The 19,108-nt window shown below is 63.7% G+C and carries 17 protein-coding genes; 7 read left to right on the top strand and 10 right to left on the bottom strand.

The window, feature by feature from the left end; translation table 11 throughout:
- The first annotated feature begins 81 nt into the window (after nucleotides 1-81).
- Both HZ993_RS16085 and HZ993_RS16080 read left to right on the top strand, forming a co-directional pair.
- Nucleotides 82-1,812, top strand: coding sequence for an ExeA family protein (locus HZ993_RS16085; RefSeq protein ID WP_209393757.1), 1,731 nt, complete (start codon nucleotides 82-84; stop codon nucleotides 1,810-1,812).
- A gap of 21 nt (nucleotides 1,813-1,833) precedes the next feature.
- Nucleotides 1,834-2,508, top strand: coding sequence for a general secretion pathway protein GspB (locus tag HZ993_RS16080; protein ID WP_209393756.1), 675 nt, complete (start codon nucleotides 1,834-1,836; stop codon nucleotides 2,506-2,508).
- Here HZ993_RS16080 and HZ993_RS16075 read toward each other — a convergent pair.
- From HZ993_RS16075 to purE, 3 genes are read right to left on the bottom strand one after another with little or no spacing between them, the layout of a single operon-like run.
- Entirely contained in the window at nucleotides 2,492-3,562 is a 1,071-nt protein-coding gene (locus HZ993_RS16075) for an L-threonylcarbamoyladenylate synthase (RefSeq protein WP_209393755.1), read from the bottom strand. The two genes, HZ993_RS16080 and HZ993_RS16075, sit on opposite strands and share 17 nt — an antisense overlap.
- A 7-nt stretch (nucleotides 3,563-3,569) precedes the next feature.
- Entirely contained in the window at nucleotides 3,570-4,751 is a 1,182-nt protein-coding gene (locus HZ993_RS16070) for a 5-(carboxyamino)imidazole ribonucleotide synthase (protein WP_209393754.1), read from the bottom strand.
- Nucleotides 4,748-5,239: a 5-(carboxyamino)imidazole ribonucleotide mutase gene (gene purE / locus HZ993_RS16065; RefSeq protein WP_209393753.1), complete on the bottom strand. Its 492-nt coding sequence runs from the start codon at nucleotides 5,237-5,239 to the stop codon at nucleotides 4,748-4,750. Before purE ends, HZ993_RS16070 begins: the two co-directional genes overlap by 4 nt.
- Before the next feature lie 94 nt (nucleotides 5,240-5,333).
- Between purE and trxA the strand changes: the two genes are divergently transcribed.
- Nucleotides 5,334-6,290 (top strand): thioredoxin, encoded by a 957-nt coding sequence (trxA, locus tag HZ993_RS16060; protein ID WP_209393752.1) that lies wholly within the window; start codon nucleotides 5,334-5,336, stop codon nucleotides 6,288-6,290.
- Nucleotides 6,291-6,329: 39 nt separating this feature from the next.
- Nucleotides 6,330-6,740, top strand: a complete 411-nt coding sequence (locus HZ993_RS16055) for a hypothetical protein (RefSeq protein WP_209393751.1) — start codon at nucleotides 6,330-6,332, stop codon at nucleotides 6,738-6,740.
- A gap of 23 nt (nucleotides 6,741-6,763) precedes the next feature.
- Here HZ993_RS16055 and HZ993_RS16050 read toward each other — a convergent pair whose 3' ends face one another.
- From HZ993_RS16050 to HZ993_RS16030, 5 genes are all read right to left on the bottom strand, one after another.
- A complete protein-coding gene (locus HZ993_RS16050) occupies nucleotides 6,764-7,318 on the bottom strand; it encodes a DUF6036 family nucleotidyltransferase (protein ID WP_209393750.1) in 555 nt (184 codons plus the stop codon).
- Nucleotides 7,315-7,833: a helix-turn-helix domain-containing protein gene (locus tag HZ993_RS16045; RefSeq protein WP_209393749.1), complete on the bottom strand. Its 519-nt coding sequence runs from the start codon at nucleotides 7,831-7,833 to the stop codon at nucleotides 7,315-7,317. The genes HZ993_RS16050 and HZ993_RS16045 overlap by 4 nt, the downstream gene beginning before the upstream one ends.
- Before the next feature lie 86 nt (nucleotides 7,834-7,919).
- Nucleotides 7,920-9,266, bottom strand: a complete 1,347-nt coding sequence (locus HZ993_RS16040; RefSeq protein ID WP_209393748.1) for a TldD/PmbA family protein — start codon at nucleotides 9,264-9,266, stop codon at nucleotides 7,920-7,922.
- Nucleotides 9,263-10,687 carry a TldD/PmbA family protein gene (locus HZ993_RS16035; RefSeq protein ID WP_209393747.1) on the bottom strand — a complete coding sequence of 475 codons (1,425 nt, stop codon included), beginning with the start codon at nucleotides 10,685-10,687 and terminating at the stop codon, nucleotides 9,263-9,265. Before HZ993_RS16035 ends, HZ993_RS16040 begins: the two co-directional genes overlap by 4 nt.
- A 241-nt stretch (nucleotides 10,688-10,928) precedes the next feature.
- Nucleotides 10,929-11,741, bottom strand: coding sequence for an ABC transporter substrate-binding protein (locus HZ993_RS16030; protein ID WP_209393746.1), 813 nt, complete (start codon nucleotides 11,739-11,741; stop codon nucleotides 10,929-10,931).
- Nucleotides 11,742-11,840: 99 nt separating this feature from the next.
- Here HZ993_RS16030 and HZ993_RS16025 point away from each other — a divergent pair, with 99 nt between their 5' ends.
- Together HZ993_RS16025 and HZ993_RS16020 are read left to right on the top strand one after the other, a co-directional pair.
- Nucleotides 11,841-14,687 carry a site-2 protease family protein gene (locus HZ993_RS16025; protein WP_209393745.1) on the top strand — a complete coding sequence of 949 codons (2,847 nt, stop codon included), beginning with the start codon at nucleotides 11,841-11,843 and terminating at the stop codon, nucleotides 14,685-14,687.
- A 95-nt stretch (nucleotides 14,688-14,782) separates the two neighbouring features.
- Entirely contained in the window at nucleotides 14,783-15,961 is a 1,179-nt protein-coding gene (locus HZ993_RS16020; RefSeq protein WP_209393744.1) for a glycerophosphodiester phosphodiesterase, read from the top strand.
- On the opposite strand, the gene HZ993_RS16015 is transcribed toward HZ993_RS16020, so the two are convergent.
- Both HZ993_RS16015 and HZ993_RS16010 read right to left on the bottom strand, forming a co-directional pair.
- The gene (locus tag HZ993_RS16015) at nucleotides 15,958-16,335 is read right to left on the bottom strand and encodes a ribbon-helix-helix domain-containing protein (RefSeq protein WP_209393743.1); all 378 of its coding nucleotides are present in this window, start codon (nucleotides 16,333-16,335) and stop codon (nucleotides 15,958-15,960) included. The genes HZ993_RS16020 and HZ993_RS16015 overlap by 4 nt on opposite strands.
- A gap of 193 nt (nucleotides 16,336-16,528) precedes the next feature.
- Entirely contained in the window at nucleotides 16,529-17,110 is a 582-nt protein-coding gene (locus tag HZ993_RS16010; RefSeq protein ID WP_209393742.1) for a DJ-1/PfpI family protein, read from the bottom strand.
- Nucleotides 17,111-17,311: 201 nt separating this feature from the next.
- Between HZ993_RS16010 and HZ993_RS16005 the strand changes: the two genes are divergently transcribed.
- On the top strand, nucleotides 17,312-19,072 hold the full coding sequence (locus HZ993_RS16005) for an ATP-binding protein (protein ID WP_209393741.1): 1,761 nt from the start codon (nucleotides 17,312-17,314) through the stop codon (nucleotides 19,070-19,072).
- Nucleotides 19,073-19,108 lie beyond the last annotated feature (36 nt).

The following is a 19,108-nucleotide window of genomic DNA, read 5'->3' as shown; positions in this document are numbered from 1 at the left end:
GGCAAAACCTTATTGCAATTGCGCACACCACCAAAAAGCAGCCTTCGGGCTGCTTTTCTTTTTGTGGGATGCTTGGGACCTATGTACTCGCAACACTTCGGCCTGACGCAGGACCCGTTTTCCATCGCCCCGGACCCGCGTTACCTCTTCATGAGCGAGCGCCACCGCGAGGCGCTGGCGCATTTGTTGTTTGGTGTGTCCGGCCCGCACAGCACGGCCGGTGGCTCGGGCGGTGGTTTTGTGCTGCTGACCGGCGACATTGGCACCGGCAAAACCACCATCTGCCGCTGCTTTCTGGAACAGATTCCCGCCGGCTGCCATGTGGCCTATATCTTCAACCCCAAGCTCACGGTGGTGGAGCTGCTGCAGTCCATTTGTGAAGAGTTCCACATCACGCTGGCCCCCACCGCATCCTCACCCGCCACACTCAAGGACTACATTGACGCGCTGAATAGCTTTCTGCTGCAGAGCCACGCCGCCGGCCAGAGCAGTGTGCTCATCATCGACGAGGCGCAAAACCTGCAGGCCGATGTGCTGGAGCAATTGCGCCTGCTGACCAACCTGGAGACCAACGCACGCAAGTTGCTGCAGATCGTGCTGATCGGCCAGCCGGAGCTGCGCACCATGCTGGCCCGGCCCGAGCTGGAGCAGCTGGCGCAGCGTGTCATCGCCCGCTTCCACCTGGACGCGCTGACCGAAGCCGAAAGCACGCAGTACATCCAACACCGCCTGGCCGTGGCCGGCCACACCGGCGCGCTGCCGTTTGACCGCAAGGCGCTGCAGTCCATCCACCGTCTGGCGCGGGGGGTGCCGCGGCGTATCAACCTGCTGTGTGGGCGCGCACTGTTGGGCGCCTGGGCCACGGGTCTGCACAGCGTGGACCGCAGCGTGGTGCACAAGGCGGCAGGTGAAGTGTTTGGTGCCGAAGCTGCTGCACCACCCCACACCCTCCTGGGCATTGGCACCAACACCTGGTTGCTGGCAGGTGCGGGCGTACTGCTGGGCGTGGCCGCCACCGCGGCATTCACACTGTCCAAGGGCGACCCTGTGGTGCAGCGCTCCGCTCCCACCCCACGGGCAGCCGTAGCCCCTCTGGGCACGGCCTCTGCTGCAGTCATCACCAGCAGCGCGGCCGGCTCCACGCCAACATCAGCACCTCCCGCCAGCGCTAGTGCGGCCAACGCGGCCCTCGTCTCGCTGGAAGCGCTGATGCCCCAGTTGCCAAGCGATATCGCCCTGGCGTGGAACACCCTGGCGCAGGCCTGGCCCTTGCCCGCCAACAGCGCGGACCCCTGCGCTGCAGGCACCGACAGCCCCCTGCAGTGTTACCGCACCACCCAACTGAACCTTCCCCTGCTGCGCCAACTGGCGCGCCCCGGCATTCTGACGCTGCAGGCGCAGGACGGTAGCGCGCGCTACGCGGTGCTGGTGGGCCTGACCGACCAGACCGCCACCTTGCGTGTGGGCGACCAGCAGCACACGGTGTCCCTCAGCGGCCTGGCGCTGCGCTGGCGCGGTGGGTTTGCAACCCTATGGCAACCCCCGCCAGGCTACAGCCCCGCAGCCCGTGGCGGCGCTACCGGCCCCGCCATCACCCACCTGGCGCAGCTGCTGGACCGGCTGGACGGCCAACCGTCGCCCGGCCCCACCGCGGCACCCCAGCAACTGGATGCTGCGCTGAAAGACCGCCTGCGTGACTTCCAGCGCAGCCGCGGCCTGCAGACCGACGGCCAGCCCGGCCCCATGACATATATGCAGCTGGAAAGTGCGCTGGGCAGCAACACGCCCCGGCTGCCTGGCGCTGCGCAGTAACCCCAAGAAGACGACAAAAACATGTCCTACATACTCGACGCACTGCAAAGGGCCGACGCCGAACGCGCGCGCGGCAACGTGCCCACGCTGAACGCACGGCCTGTCACGGCCCCGCTGACAAACAACGGGCCTGCTATCCGGCAACGCGCAGGCCTCGTCATCGCAGTGGCCTTGAGCCTAGCCGCCGCAGGGCTTGCCGGGTGGTTGTGGCGGCCTGTTGCGCAGCTTCCTGCGGCTGCGCCGCCCCCTGCAGCTGCCGCCACCGCAGTACTGGTGCCGCTGCCGAGCCCGGTCACCATTGAACCCCGTACGGTGGCGCCGGTAACGGCTGCGACACCCCCCACCGCCACCACCAAACCTGCAAACAGCGCATCCGCTGCGGAGCCTGTGGTGGCGGTGATGCCAAAGGCGAAGACCGTTGTTGCAAGTGCGCCAGTGATCACAGAAGTGACTGCACCAGCCCCGACCGCAGCACCTCTGTTGTCCGAATTACCGGAAGCCACCCGCCGCGAGATACCGGCACTGGTTATCAACGGCGCGGTCTACTCCGACAACCCGGCCCAGCGTCTACTGTTGGTCAATGGCCAGGTACTGAACCAGGGCGGCGAAGTAGCGCCCGCCCTGAAGGTGGTGGAGATACGCTCCAACGTCACGGAATTCAGCTTCCGTGGAACCCGATTCAGGTTGGTGCACTAGCTCTCTGGAGGCGGTCCCGCACACCTTCCCACTCCAGCGTGTCAGGTGGCTTCTCGACCCAGATCAGCTTGACGCCCTGGTCGTCAAAACCGCGCAGCGCGGCAAACAGCTGGTGGGCCGTGGCGGCGGCGTCTTCCGGCATGCGGCGCAGCAGGATGGACAGCGGCACCTTTTTCAACGGCGTACGGGCATACACCGCGATGGTGGGCTGGGTGTTGGAGCCCGCCGCGTACATGACGTCGCCCAGCATGTTGACCGCCGCCTGCAGGGCCTTGGCATCCATCAGGCGCAGCTTGGCATTGGGTGCGTAGTGTGATTCCAGTGTGCCGGAGGCCTTTGGAGTGTTTTCAGCCTCCAGCCCCCGAGTATGCTTGGCCAAGTGCTCTTCATTTGATAGCACTTTTTGCCCGCAGGCCTGCTCCACCTGCAGGCGGCTGATGGAGCCGGGGCGCAGCAGCACGGGGGCGCCGCGGGTGCAGTCAATGATGGTGGACTCTATGCCCAGGTTGCAGGGGCCGCCGTCCAGAATCAGCAGGTCTGGTCCCAACTCACTGTCCACATGGGCAGCCGTGGTGGGGCTGACGCGTCCAAAGCGGTTGGCGCTGGGTGCGGCAATACCCCACACGGGTTCCTGGCCATCCGGCGCATCGTGCAGCGCGCGCAGCACGGCCTGGGCCGCGGGGTGGGCCGGGCAGCGCAGGCCAATGGAGTTTTGCCCGCCCGCTGCGGCCGTGCCCATGCCCGGGCGGCGCGGCAGTATCAGCGTCAGCGCACCGGGCCAGAAGGCCGACATCAGCTGCTGCGCAAACGGTGGCACCTGGGCCGCGAAATGCTTCACCGCTGGCAAACCACCGCCCTGTGCCGACACGTGCACGATCAGCGGGTGGTCCGCCGGGCGGCCCTTGGCGGCAAATATCTGCGCCACCGCCGCATCGCTGCTGGCGTCTGCACCCAGGCCATACACGGTCTCGGTGGGCAGGCCCACCAGGCGGCCGGCGCGGATGGCGTCGGCGCAGGCGGTGATGGACGCCGGGTCGGATGCGGGAAGGATCATGGACGGATTAAAACGCTGCTATGCCCAAAATGGCGGCGGCCTGCAGCGCCGTGGCACGCACCTGTTCAATCGTTGCACCGGTGACGGTCAGGTGCCCCATCTTGCGGCCTTTGGCGGCGCGGGCCTTGCCGTAGAGGTGCAAGTGTGTGCCGGGCAGGGCCAGCACTTGGGCCCAAGGGGGAACGCCCCCGTCGGGCCAAACATCACCCAGCAAATTCAGCATGATGGACGGGCTGTGCTGGCGCGGCTGTGTCAGCGGCAGGCCGGCCAGGGTGCGCACCTGCAGTTCGAACTGCGACACGTCGCAGGCGTCCATGCTGTAGTGGCCGCTGTTGTGCGGGCGCGGCGCCATCTCGTTGACGACCAGGCCGCCCAGGGCCTGTGCGGCGGGTGATGCAGGGTCCAACACAAAAAACTCCACACACAACACGCCGACGTAGCCCAAACCACTTGCTATGGATTTTGCAGCGGCAACAGCACGATCCACGAGGGCTGCAGGCAGATTTCCCTCATACACCTCGGTTACAGCCAGGATGCCATCGCGGTGCAGGTTGCGCTGCACGGGCAGGTTCACACACGCGCCATCGGCACCCCGCGCCACAATGACCGAGCACTCCAGCTGCAAGGGCAACATCTTTTCCAGCACGCAGGGCACGCCGTTGAGTGCGGCCCAGGCAGCGGCCAGTGCGGCGCGGTCGGCCACACGGGCCTGGCCCTTGCCGTCATAACCCATGCGGGATGTTTTCAGAATGCCGGGCAGCAAGTCATCGGGTACAGCAGCCAATTGCTCCGCTGTTTCAATGACTGCATAGGGTGCCACGGGCACACCGCAATTTGCAAAATACGACTTCTCGCGCGCACGGTCCTGGGAGATGGCTACGCAGTCCGCAGCGGGCGACACGGTTACGGTCTGCGCCAGGGCAGCCAGCGACTGGGCCGGCACGTTTTCGAACTCGGTGGTTACCGCCACGCAGCGCTGCGCCAGTTGCGCCAGGCCATCGGCATCGGTGTACGCAGTCTGGATGTGGTGGTGGCTGACACGGCCGGCCGGGCTCAACGGGTCTGCGTCCAGCACGGCGGTGAAGAAGCCCATTTGCTGAGCCGCCTGCACAAACATGCGGCCCAACTGGCCGCCGCCCATGACGCCCAGCGTCGTTTCCGCGCTTCCGCCGAGTGTCACTTCGCTCATAAGACTGGGGGGACGGTCATGCCGCGTGCCACCTCGGTCTGGTGGGCGCGGAAGGCTTCCAACTGTTTGCGCAGCGAGGGGTGGTCACCCGCCAGCATGGCCACGGCAAACAGTGCCGCATTGGCAGCGCCCGCCGCGCCAATGGCGAAGGTGGCCACCGGTATGCCCTTGGGCATTTGCACAATGCTGTGCAGCGAATCCACGCCCGACAGGTGTTTGCTGGCCACTGGCACGCCCAGAACCGGCACCGTGGTCTTGGCCGCCAGCATGCCCGGCAGGTGCGCTGCCCCGCCCGCCCCGGCAATGATGGCGCGCATGCCGCGCCCCGCGGCGGCCTCGGCGTAGGCAAACATGTCGTCCGGCATGCGGTGGGCCGACACCACCTTGGCTTCATGGGTGATGCCGAACTGCTGGAGAATCTGCACTGCATGCTGCATGGTGTCCCAGTCGGAACTGGAACCCATGACGACGCCGATTTGGATGTTCATAAATCTTTAAAATGCGACGGACAAGGGCTGCATACCGGCCCCGACCTGTTGTGTTACTCCCCCGATTTTACTTTTTCGCTTTAAGCGGCTTTAAATGATCAACGTCACCATCGAAAACTTCGAAACTGAAGTGGTAGCCGCCTCGGCCCAAGTCCCCGTCCTCGTCGACTTTTGGGCGCCCTGGTGCGGCCCCTGCAAGGTCATAGGGCCCATTCTGGAAAAGGTCGAGCTGGCCTACGAAGGCCGCTTCAAGCTGGTCAAGATCGATTCTGACGAGCAGCAGGAACTGGCCCAGGCCTTTGGCATCCGCAGCATCCCTACCTGTGTGCTGATGGTGGGCGGCAAGCCGGTGGACGGCTTCATGGGCGCCAAGCCCGAGAGTGAAATCAAAGCCTTTCTGGACAAACACGTACCCTCGGCCGAGGCGCTGGAAGCCGAATCCGAGGTGGATGACGCGCAGGCGCTCATCGACGCCGGCGACCCCCAGGCCGCGCTGCACAAGCTGCATTCAGCGCTGACCGTCAACCCCGGCAACGACGACGCCCGGTATGACTATGTGAAACTGCTGATCGAGAACGACATGCTGGACGACGCCGAAGCCGCGTTGGCCCCGGCCCTGGCCGAGATCCCGCGCCAACTGCGCTTTGAAGCCCTGCACCAGTTCCTGACCTCCATCCAGTTTGTGATGCAAGACGAGCGTGGCACCTGGACCATGGAGCAGTTCGACACGCTGATCGCCGCCAACAAACGCGACTTCGACACCCGCTTTGCCAAAGCCCGCGTGCTCATGGTGGGCGGCAACTGGACCGAGTCCATGGACGAGCTGCTGGAAATCATCATACGCGACAAGGCCTGGAACGACGCGCTGCCCCGCAAGACGTTTGTGGCGATTCTGGAGCTGCTGACACCGCCCAAGCCCAAGATTGACCCACTGGCCAGCGGCAAAACGGCGGGTGGTATTGAGATTGCCGGCAAAGCGGTTACGACGTTGGACCCGCAGGCTCAGTTGGTGGCTAGTTATCGGCGCAAGCTGAGCATGGCGCTGAACTAAGGTCTGCGGCACAACAGTTCCACACGGGCACAGACAGGCATGCAACGGCTCCCGCAGCTTGCCACTCTGGCCCTGATGCTCTGGTCCGCACCGGCTTGGGCAGGCGACTGGACCAGAAACCTGGCCTGCGCCACACAGAAAACGCCAGACGCTGCGGGCATTTGCAAACTGCTGGAAACCCACATGGAGTTCCAATGGCTGGGCCACGGCACACTGGCGCCCGGCTACCGCGTGACGTTTGCCAGCATCCGCAAAACCTGGTGCGCCCGCAGCTTCAGCCCCGCCGATGTGCCAGTCCTGCTGCAGATGGAACAGTCTGCGGATTGGCGCCTGCAAATGGGCGCCAGTGCGCTGCGCACGCTGGTCGAAAAGACGCCACAACCCGCCAGCAGTGTCTACAACCCGGCAAATCCTGACTTCATCCTGCGCCAGGGTTGCACCACGCACTGAATCACACGTTCACTTGCGTGGTTTCAGGTTGGCAGACTGCGCAGCCCCTGAAACCACAACCGGTCCTCAGCCACAGAAGACTTGGCCATAGCGTGCTCCGCATCGTCCATAAACCGCGTCTCCCGCATGCGGTATTCGATGGTCGGCAGGGACAAGATGCCCGCTTCGATACCGGCCCGTATCCATTCCCGATCCTTGGGTTCCGAGCGCGCGTATTTGGAGACCGCGCAGTCATTGGGCTCCAGATACTTCACCTTAACGCCGCAGGGAAGCACCTGGCGCAACATGCGTTTTTCCCAGCCTGCGGGCAGTGTTGGCAAATCGGGGCTCACGGCATCGAAGTAGTAGCCGTGCTCTTGGTGGAAGGCGCTGTTTTCACCAAACTGCTTGGAGAACTCATGGGCCCGTTTGGGGTCGCGTTCGGGGTAGGCATCTACCTCCATCGACCACGTCATGCGGGGTGGCAAGCCGTCAGCGACCAAGCCTAGTGCTGATAGGCTTCCAATCACGACAAACTCGTCCAAGCCACTGCTATCGCGGATCTTGCCCAGCAACAGGTCGATGTCTTCGACCTTCATGGTACGGCCACTGCAAACGGCGTGTTCTGGCGTAGGGCAGGTCCCCATTCATCGTCATCCATCGCCAGCAGGCTTTGGGCCACTTGCTGCGGATTGGCCTCCAATATCTGCTGCCAGCGGTCGATGTAGACAGGGCTGCACAACTGCTTGTCTCTCCACAGCTTGACCATCTTCAATGCACCCGTTTTTAATGCGGCGGCTTCTGGCCCGCCCAGTGCGAATTGGACTGCAATCTTTAAATGCTTTTCGCGCGATGCCGCCAGTTTGGCCTGGAGTTCAGAGCGCGCGGTCCGGCGCCGTGCCATTGCTGACGATTCTTCAAGGATCCCAAACTCCAGGCCCAGCACCTGCGCGGTTTTCTCCACGTTGGACATCTGGGCGTCGTTGCCTTTTTCGATTTGGACCAGTGTGGTACGGCTGATACCCACCGCCGCGGCCAACTCCTGTTGCGACATCGGCTTGGAAATGCGGGCAGCGCGAAGGGCTTCACCGATACTTTGGCGTAGAGTAGACATACTGACCAGTATTCTAGGCATGTACAGAATACCGGTCAATAACACAACATATGGCTCCGGTGCGTCTCAACGCTGGAACGCGCGGCCTACAAGGTAAACGTAAAGTTATCGATCAGCGCCCCCGGCGTGCGGGAGCCGCCAAGGGCGCGGTGGTAATAGGTGTCCACTGCCGGGTCAATGGCGGTGTGGGTGGTCAGGGCCAGCAGCTTGTCGCCCAGGGCGTCATACAGGCTCTCGTCCCACCGCATGTCTTTGATGGGGCCAACGATCTCGCCGTTTTCTACCCAGAAGCAGGCATACCGTGTCATTCCCGTCACGCGGGCCGACACAGGGTCGCTCCAGTTCAGGTAGTGCAGGTTGGACAAATACAAGCCGGTGCCCAGTTGCCGCAAAACATCTTTCTCTTCCAGCGAGCCGGGCGCCATGTCCAGCGCGCGCGGTCCTTCGGATTCATTGGCGCCATTGGCGACCAGGCCGAACTCTTTGCTGGTGCGGGAGCTGATCAGCAGCGTAGACAGCTCGCCCGCTGTTATCAGTGGCACCGCGGGTGCGGACACCTCGCCCAGCGTATTGAAGCGCGGGGTCAGGCCCAGGCCAAAGTTCTCGGTGATGTGCAGTTGGGTGGACAAGCGCGACTCTTTGTCGGCCAGCTTTTTGAAGGGGCTTCGCCCTTGCTTCCAGGCCGAGGCCGACAAGGCATTCCAGCCCATCATGCCCACCAGGTCGGCAACCGCGCGCGGGGCCAGGTAGGTGCGGTACTGGCCGGGCTTAACGGTCTGCAAAGGCTTGTCCATTAGTGCCAAAAGATGCTTGCTGTGCGCCAGGTTGGCCGCCCACTGCGCGGGCTCCCAGTGGGTGCCGGCGTAACTGCCCTTGACCGCACGGGAGCCGTTGTAAAGCGAGTAGTCCATGAAGAAGGTTTGCGTGGCAAACCAGTGGCGTTGGCCCTTGGAGTTGCGGTTGGCGCGCACGATGGAGCCCGCCGCATACAGCCCGGCCATGTCGCAGCCCTGCGCAGGGCCTACCACGGCGTCTACCACTGCATCGGGTGCCAGCAATTGGCCACTGAAGGTTTCGTCGCTGCTGCCATGGTTTTCTAGGGGCACCTGGTGCGGGTCTGGCGGCAGCACGGCCAGTTCGTCGCGGCACTGGGTCAGCATCTGCAGCATGGCGGCGCAGTCAGCCTCCACCTTGCCCGAGAGGGTGCGGCTCATTGCAGCGGTGCGGCCTGCACCTTGCAATTGCAGGCCCATGGCAATCTGCTCCACATTGGTGTTCTGGCGTACCCGGTTGTTGTTGAAGCGGACAAACAGGGTTTCTTCGGCGTTGAGGTTCAGCGTGGCAGCCTCATCGCCCTGCAAGCTCTGCAACACGCAGTCGGCCACGGCATCGAAGTGTTGGCGCACGGTGGTCACAAATGGGCTCTGGCTCATGATTGGCCTCCAAACACTTCCACGCCACGGAACAAACAGGCCGGTGACGAATGCCCAACCCGTATGACCTGGCTGGGTTCTCCTTTGCCGCAGAACAGCGTGCCGTAGGTGGCTTCGTCTTTGCCGACCGCGCCCAGGCGGTTCCAAAAATCAACGGTGACGCCGCGGTAGTTGGGGTTGCGCACCACGCCGGCCAGCTTGCCGTTCTTGATCAGACGACCGTGTTCGCAACCAAACTGGAATTTGTTGCGGTAGTCGTCAATGGACCAGGACCGGTTGGTGGACATCAGAATGCCGTCCTCCACCGAGGCAATCATGTCGTCCAGCGAAGAGGTGCCGGGCTCCAGGTTCACATTGGCCATGCGGTCAATGGGTGCGCGGTTCCAGGAGGACGAGCGGAAGTTGGCCACGCCCGGCAAGCCCGTGCGCTCTTGTGATTCCACCGAGCCCAGGCCGCGCTTGAGAACACCGCCTTCGATCAAAAATTCGCGGCGTGCGGGGCTGCCACCGTCGTCAAACGCGTAACTGGCCATGGCGTTTTGCTTGGTGGGGTCAAAGGTCACATGCATCAGCGGCGACCCGTAGCGCAGGGTGCCAAAGTCGGTTGGTTGCACAAAGCTCCAGCCCGCGTAGTTGCGTTCATCGCCCAAAATGCGGTCCAGCTCCAGCGGGTGGCCTATGGACTCATGGATCTGCAGCATCATCTGGTCGGGCATCAGGATCAGGTCCATCGTGCCCGACGGGCAGTTGGGTGCCGCCAGCAACTCCAGCGCCTCGGTGGCCACGCGCAAACCCTGTTGTGCAAAAGCGGCCACATCAAAAACCTCACCACCAAACTGCCCGGTGTGTGTCCACGTGCGGGTTTGGCTTTGCATGCCCTCTGCGGCCGTGGCCGCCACGGTGATGTCCACCATGTCAAAACGCTGCGTGGTGTGCGTGCCGTTGGTCGAGTAGTAGTCGATGTGGGTCTGTATCACCGCGGCATGGGCACTGCGGTTCACCACTTTGTCGCCAATGGCCATGGCTTTGGACGCAGCCAACAGACAGTCGGTGATCAGCGCCAGCGGGGTGGTGGCCAAAGGCTTTTGCGCGGGGCTTTGGTAAACGCCCTGCACAGCGGCGCGGTGCGCATCCGTGAAGGGGTGCACCTTGTGGCCCGCGGTTGCCCGGGTGGTGGTTATGGCCTGGTCAAACGCGCGCTGCAGGCCAGCGTTGCTGAGGTCGGCTGTGGCCGCATAACCAAAGTGCCCGTCAATCAGCACCTCACACATGGCGCCTTCTTCCAGCGTGGTGTCGTTTTTCTCGGGTGCATCGTTGCGCACGGCGCGTGTCTGGGTGCTTTCGCGCGAGTAGCGCAGGCCTGCCCACTGTGCGGCCTGGAGGGCGTGGCGTAGCGCCGGTTGGGGATCAAAATGTGGCATGGTGGGGCAACGATTCGTGTCGCTGCGCAAGGGTGAAGCGATCAAGTCTACCGTGTCGCTTCGTGTTGGTGCCCTGATCGACCTCACCCGCGTCCACATCCCGGCGGGCCTGGGTCTGATCCAGGCTCCGCCGTCGTGGCGTGGAGGATGATGACGTCAAACGCTACTGTTTTTGTAGCACATAAAGCATATTGCACGCGGGCTAGAGACACATTTTCTCAAAATGAACTTGTCACGTGCCCTAGTGCGCTGGCCTGCCTTTGATTGCGGCATCCACAATCCTTCGGTAACTCCCATCCCTGCGCATGGCCTCCAGTGTTTTGTCGAAACGGTTGCGCAAGGTTTTGTCACGAAAGCCCACGTACCAATCAAGGTCGCTTTTGCCAGGAACCGGCTCCATGACCAGATCGGCCTCGGGTAGTTGTTTCAACTCGGGATGTTTGCGCGCAAGTGCGGCCAGGTGCCACAAGACCAAAGTGCGGTCAATGACCAGGACGTCGCAGCGCCCCAGCAACCACAGGCGCACCTGATCACCCTGGTCGCCAAACTCCTGGTAGCGGCTGAACGACTTTTGGGCGTTGGCAAACTGGGGCCCCAAGTGCTCTAGCGCGTTCTGCCAGGCGCACACCGAACGGCCGCGCAAATCAGCCCATGCACGAAAGACCAGTTTGTCCTGCAGGCGCGACAACACCACATTGCTGTAGGTGACAAAGGGGGCGGAGTAATACACCTTGGCATTGCCGGGCTGCACTTCCACCACGGCATCAAATTGCGGTTGCTCCAGGGCCATCTGCAGACGCCGGTTCGGATAAAAGTCGGCCCTAAAAACCAGACCCATCCGCCGTGTGGCCTCGCGGAACAACTCCACGGAAATTCCGCTTTGGGTCTCCTGGAAGATGAAGGGCGGACGCGAAACCCCAAAAGCCACCTGCAACGGCCCATCCGCATGGGCCAAGCCCGCGCAGGCCAACAACGACGTGAGCACCACGTGGCATAGGGTTTGCCATGGACGCTGTCGCCGCGCGGTGCGAAGCAGGTTGGGTTGGGCATTCACCGGCCCAGTGTAGTGAATCGACCCGGCCTTGGGAATAGACGAATTTAGGCCCGTGGCATCATCCACCCCGCAGAAAAGTAGCAAGAAAGGGATGGAACGATGGCCATGGTGTTACAGATTGGACTGGTCGTATTGCTGGCGCTGGCCGCACTGGTGGCCATCGTGCTGGTGGTGGCCGTGCGCCGCCTGGGCCAGCTGCGCTGGCGCCCGGCGCACAGCCTCTCGGTGGTACGGGACGATATCCCCGCCGATGTTCGCGCCATCCTGGACCGGCCTGCCGCCGAACTGGTGCAACTGGGTTTTACCTACCGCTACAGCGGCACGGTCCAGACCATGCTGGTGACGCCCCAGGATACGCCCACGTTTTATGACATCTACCAGCACCGCGATGGCCACACCCACGCCATGGTGTCGCCGTCGCCCGCACCCGAGCCGCAGCAGCCCTGCATGCTGCAACTCATCACCTGTTTTGAGGATGGCCACAACTGGCTTACGCTGAACCGCTGCCGCCACCTCTCTCCCATCGATCTGCCCCGGTGGCACACCGTGGACGACTACCTGCCGCAGTGGGTACAAGCCTGGCACCGGCACCTGCAGCGGGTGCAAGCCGCCACCGTGCCGATTTGCACCGATGGCCTGGAGGTCCACCACCGGCTGCGCCAGACGTTTGACGACTTGCTGCCCCATCTGCGCCAGCAAGGCCAGTTGGTGCCGGTGGCTGGAGACAGCAGTGGCCACTTCCGACTGACGCTGCTGGCGGCGGCCCACATGGCCCTGAAGGTGCTGGGCGGACAGCTGCGCGCAGGCTGGAGCGCGCCGCAAGCACCCATCCCCACGCCTGGCACCGACACCGCAACACACCCACCCCACACCGCGTACGGCAGTGATGCCGCGCAGCCCCTACCACCCCAGCAGCAGAGTCTGGACGCAGACCTGCGCGCCTTCCAAAACCAATTGGCGACCAGCCGCGCCGCCACGTCCAGCGCCAAGAGCAAATGGATCACTTTCACCGTCACCGCCCTGCTGTTTTTGCTGGTCGGTGGGCTGTGGTTGTCGTGGACCTTTGTGCCCATCGTGCTGGCCGTGGTGGCCCTGCACGAAGGCGGCCACTACCTGGCGATGAAACTCACCGGCTTTCGCAATGTGTCGGTCTTTTTTGTGCCGGGGCTGGGCGGCCTGGCCACGGGAGAAAAGGAGACGGCCACCCCATTTGAAAAGTTGTTTGTCTACCTGGCTGGCCCCGTACCGGGCATTGCCCTGGCGGGCGCCGCCTTCTGGGCCAGTGCCTCGGGTTATTGGACGGGCCCCGACTGGCTCAACGAGTTCCTGATTGCCTCACTGGTGATCAACTACCTGAACCTGCTGCCCCTGATGCCGCTGGACGGCGGCCGTGTGCTGGAGACGCTGGTGTTTGCACGCCACCCGCGCCTGCGTTTTGTATTTGCCGCCATCTGCTGCGCGGCGCTGTTTGGCCTGGGCCAGTTGTTCGACGATATGGTGCTGCGGGTGGTGGCCGTGTTGGTTGCCTTTGGCCTGCCCTACCAATGGCACCGCATGCAGTTGGACCTGGCCGTGCCACGCGAAAGCAATGCCGCGCTGGACGAACCCCAGGCCCTGCAACGCATCTTTGGCGCGCTACAAAATGCCAAGTTCCAAAGCTGGTCGTTTGCCAAACGCACGGCCGCGGCCACGGCCCTGTTGCCCGAGCTGCTGGGGCGGCGCGCCAGCCACGCCGAAGCATTCGTGGGTGTGCTTATCTACGCCGCATGTTTGTTGGCGCCCCTGGGCGCAGCATTTGTCGCCATACCGCACCTGGGAACCGCATTGGCCATCCTGACACCGGGTCTGCGGGTGCCGCCCGACAATGTGGAGCCTGAACCCCCACGTGCGCCCCTGCCACCACCGCCAGACTGGAATGCCCAGCTGGCCCAGGCCGCGACACTGCCGCCCGACCAGCGCATGGCAGCCTACATCGGCGCAGCACAACAAGCCCATGACGGTGAGGACACAGACACCGCGCAACGCCACTACCAGTCCGCATGGGCCCTGGCCCAGGCCCTGCCCGCGCGCGACCTGCGCCGTATCAGCGTGTTGCACGGCCTGGCAGCGGTGGTGGACGACGAAGCCCAGCGCCGTGAACACCTGAACCAGATCGTTGCCGATTTGGCCGAGCCTGCAGGTCCGGAACGCGAGCCCGTGGCCCAGGCCAAGGAGTACCTGGCCTACGGTGATGTGACAACCGCCGAACGGGTGGCCCTGCTGCGCGACGCCCTGGACCTGCGGATGGGCGTGACCACCGACCCCAACTTCACCGTGGCCGCAACCCGATTGGCACTGGCCCGTGCGCTCGATGCACATGGCGACACCACCGGTGCCCAGGCGCAGCTGCAGATCCGTATCGACAGCCTGCCGCGGCCCGACACACAGGACCGCACGCGCCGGGCGCTGGACCAGCGCCTGCATCGCGTGATGGCGCGTGTGGACCTCGCGTGGTTTCTGGTGGGGCATGGCCAGCCCGTGCAGGCACAACAAACGGCCGAACAGGCGCTGGCCGAGGTGCCGGACACGGTCACCACCAGTTGGTTGCAACCGCGGCAGCAGGCGCTGGAGGTGCAGGTATGGTCCCTGCTGTTGTCGCCCCAACCGGCCAGCGCACTGGCAACCCAATGGCAAACCTACGACCGCGCGCGCAGCGCCGGTTTTGGTGGCGACCGCAAGCTGCTGTTCCACGAGGTGGACCGCGCGCTGGTGGCGCAGGCTTTGAGCGACGACCGCATGTTGGCCAAGGCGAAGAGCGGCATCTCGGAGGCCCTGTCAAAAATGTCCCGCCCCGGTACCGCCCTGTGCAAGCCATCCACCACCGGTGCACAGTCCAACTGGCGTGCACCCCAACAGGCCGCGCGCCAGCGCATGCTTGCCGAGCTGGGGCATTGCCGCGGGGCTTAGGGCAAAAGGCGCGGCGCGGGGTGCAATGAATCTGACTTCAAAGTTTCACACAAGGCCCGCACAGTAGGGCCCTTTTGTGTATTGGAACTGGACCCATGAAACTTCGCTTTGTTCTGACCTGCGCAGCAGTTGCAACCCTGGTCGCCTGCGGTGGCAGCGGCCCCGCACCCTTTTTGACACTGGATGGTGCACGCCCCCTGGTGCTGGGCCACCGCGGCGCGGCAGGCTACCTGCCCGACCACACGCTGGAGGGCTATCGCCTGGCCATCCAGCAGGGTGCCGACTTCATCGAGCCCGATCTGGTGGCCACCAAGGACGGTGAGCTGATCGCCCGCCACGAACCCAACATCACCGGCACCACCGATGTCGCCACACGCCCCGAGTTCGCAGCACGCAAGACCACCCGTATGGTCGACGGTGTGTCCGAGACCGGCTGGTTTGCCGGCGACTTCACGCTGGCCGAGATCAAGACCCTGCGCGCCCTGCAACCACTGGCGGAGCGCGACCAGTCGCACAACGGCAAGTACCAGATCCCCACGCTACGCGAGGTGCTGGACCTGGCCAAGACCGAAGGCACCAAGGCCGGCCGCGTGGTCGGTGTCTACCCCGAGACCAAACACCCCACCTTCCACGTGGACGCCAACCTGAAGCTCGAAGACCGCCTGCTGACCATCCTCAGCGAATACGGCTACACCAAGAAGGATTCGCCGGTCATCGTGCAGTCGTTTGAAGTGTCCAACCTGCAGTACCTGCGCACCAAGACACAGGTCCGTCTGGTGCAGCTGATCGACGGTGATGACTACGACTTCAAGACCGGTGCCGTGACACTGGCCCCGCCCTATGACCGCCCGTATGACTGGACCCGCACCGGCAAAACCGGCACCTTTGCCACCATGCTGACACCGGCCGGTCTGGCCGCCATCAAGGCCTATGCCGACGGGATTGGTCCGTGGAAGCCCTATATCGTGCCAGTCAAAGGCACCTATGACTCCGCCGGGAAAATGTATGACCTGAACGGCGACGGTGTTGTCAACTACAACGACACCATCTCCCAACCCGCCACCAGCGTGGTGGCCGATGCCCACAAGGCCGGCCTGGTGGTGCACCCCTATACCTTCCGCAACGAGGGCAAACGCCTGGCGTTTGACTACAGGGGTGACCCCAAGGCTGAATACCTGCAGTTCTACCGCCTGGGTGTGGATGGCCTGTTCACCGACTTCACCGACACCGCGGTGGCTGCACGGGCCACCTACCTGAAAGAGTTGGGACGCTAAGCCGCACGCACCTGAAACCCATCGGGCTGCACCGGGCTACGCTCGGTAGCCAGCACACGCTGGGCGTTCAGGCTGCTGATGGGAATGCTGGCGTCCAGCGGAATGCCGCCAGAGAGCTGCAGCGCCAGGTAACGCCCGCAGCACACGCGCAAAAAGGACGCAAAGTTGTCCACTTCGCCACGCTCCTGCACCAGTTCGTCATACAGCTTGGTGCAGAGCTGCGGCACCCGCATGCCGTCCCGCGCCGCAATATCGGCCAGCACATTCCAGAACAGGTTTTCCAGCCGGATGCTGGTGGCCACACCATGCAGGCGCACGGAGCGCACGCGGCAGTCGTACAGATGCGGATCGGCGCTGATAAAGACTTGGCACATGGTGAGGCTCTCCCTGCTACGCGGTCGTTGGGCTTGCCATCATGCTGTGCCAGTCCAGAAGCGTCAATGCGTTGCCACTGTCGAGCAGCAGAGTCGGGGTGAGCGCCAAAGTGAGGTAAAGGGGGAGGCCGAAGGCCGGAGGACACGAACGGCGGCGCTTACCCTGACTCTGCTGCGGGCGAATACCAAGCTTTCAATGCGAAATCTTGGTCCCCAGCTTGGTGAGGAACTGCGCAATCCACGCCGGATGCGCAGGCCAGGCCGGCGCTGTGACCAGGTTGCCGTCCGTGTAAGCCGCGTCAATCGCAATGTCGGCATAAGTGCCACCCGCACGCTCCACCTCCACCCGGCAGGCGGGGTAGGCCGAACAGGTGCGCCCCTCCAGCACATTGGCACCAGCCAGCAATTGGGCCGCGTGGCAGATGGCGGCCACTGGTTTGTTGGTATCGAAGAAGTGTTTGACCATGGCCACCACGGCCGGATAGGTGCGCAGGTACTCGGGGCCGCGGCCACCGGGCAACAACAACGCGTCATACGACGCCACCTGCACCTCGGCAAACGTCGCATTCAGCGCAAAGTTGTGGCCGGGCTTTTCGCTGTAGGTCTGCGCGCCTTCGAAATCGTGGATGGCAGTCTTGATGCTGTCACCGGCCTTTTTGTCCGGGCACACAGCATGCACCGTATGGCCCACGGCCAGCAGCGCCTGGAAGGGCACCATGGTTTCGTAGTCTTCACAGTAGTCACCACAAATCATCAGAATTTTCTTGCCAGCCATGGGAAATCTCCTAGGGGTTGTTGCGGGGGGGGGAACACAGGCCCATTTTTGGGCGCACACCAGGCCGCGTGGTGGTACTGGGATGTGACATGGGACAAACCCCTAGGCCTTCACACGGCACATACGCCTAGCGATAGACACCTTACATTTCCTTACAATCCGCCCCTGTTCTGATCCGGCCGCTTGCTGCGGTTCGATTCCATGCACCCAGACACCTCCCAGTTGTCGAGCGAGCTCAAACGCCAGCTGGCCAGCATCCGCGCGGAGCTGGCCAACCGCCTGGTGCGCGGTGTTTTCTGGATAGGCATGCTGGTGGTGCCGCTCTCACTGTCCCGCACCCTGGCCACGGGCTGGCTGCCCATCTACACCCTGCACCTGGCTGTGGGCGCCTTGTACCTGGCGCTGACTGTGTTCCGCCGCTGGTTGCCCACCTGGCTGAAGGCAGGCGCTGTTGTGGCCACGCTGTACCTGGTGGGTGTTGCGGGAGTGTTGAGCCTGGGGCTGGCGGCGCCGTCGCTGTGGTGGTTGATGGGCAGCCTCATCGTGGCCAATGTGCTGTTGCCTGCGCGGGGTGCACAGGCCATGCTGCTGGCTGCGGCCCTGGCCATGGTCGCGGCGGCCGTTGGCTTCACCACAGGTTGGCTGGAGATCAGCGTAGACCTCAACGCATATGTGCGCGAGCCCACAGCGTGGGCCACCCTGCTGCTGGGCACGGGGGGTTTTGTGGCCGTGGTCTTCCAGGCGGTGGCCGTCTACAACCGGTCGGTGTCGGTGGCGGTGGAGCACGCCATGCTGCAGTGGGTGGACGGCATGCCGCTGGGTGTGCTGGTGCTGGATGGGGATGGCAAAGTGCACTATGGCAACCGCCGCCTGGAGGAGGTGCTGGGTGTTGATCTGGTGGACCTGGGCCAACACCTCTCCATCCATGCGCCGGTTAATGTGTTTGACACCATTGGCGGCAACGTGGCGGGCACGGGCAAACGGTTTCCCGCCGGCCTGCACCCGCTGTTCCGCGCCATGCACGGCGAGGAAAGCAATGTCGAAGACCTGGAGATCATGGTGCGCGGCGAGCCGCGGCGCTTTCGTGTCACCGGGCGCCCGGTGCGCAATGCGGACGGTGAACTGGTCTACAGCGTGGGCACGTTTGAAGATATCACCGAACGCAAACGGGCCGAAATCGATTTGCAGCGTACCCGCGAGCGGGCCGACTCGGCCAGCCGCGCCAAGGGCCAGTTGCTGGCCCATATGAGCCGCGAAATGCGTACACCGATCGACACCCAGTTGGGCCTGCTGCAGCTGCTGCGCCAGAGCGGGCTCAATGCGCGCCAGCTGGAATACGTGACACGCATGGATGCCGTGTCGCGCAACCTGCTGGCTACCGTGAACGACGTGCTGGACTATTCAGAAAGTGCCTCGGGCAAGCTGGTGCTGGTGCCAGGCCTGTTCCATATCGACCTGGTGCTGGCCGAGCTGCAGCAGCGCCTGCTGGACCAGATTGGCGACAAACCCATCACCGTGAACACCGTCTGCGACCCGCAAATCCCCACAACCCTGTACGGTGACGATACCCGCTTGCTGCAGGTGCTGGGCAATCTGGGCGACAACGCGGTCAAGTTCACAGCCTCTGGCACGGTGGCGGTGGAGGTGTTGTTGAAAGAAACGGATGTGGACTCGGTGCTGCTGGAGTTCACCGTGCGCGACACCGGCATAGGCATCGCCCCGCGCGATCGGCACCGGGTGTTCTCGGGGTTTTTCCAGGCCGATACGCCCGAGGTGCAACGCCTGGGCGGCGCGGGCGTGGGGCTGGCGGTGTCCGACCGCCTGGTGCGGCTGATGGGCAGTTCGATTGCGGTCAGCAGTACGCTGGGGCAGGGCAGTGTGTTCAGCTTTCCGCTGCGGGTGCAGCTGACGGCACAGGAACAGGACCATCCGCTGTACCCAGACATGCCGGATGAAGCCTGACCCGGCTCACCCTTGAAATACTATTAATTTAATAGC

This window comes from Rhodoferax sp. AJA081-3, from assembly GCF_017798165.1.
Classification (GTDB): domain Bacteria; phylum Pseudomonadota; class Gammaproteobacteria; order Burkholderiales; family Burkholderiaceae_C; genus Allorhodoferax.
The sequence above is the reverse complement of the archived record's forward strand: the minus strand, read 5'-3'. Positions and strand labels throughout refer to the sequence as shown.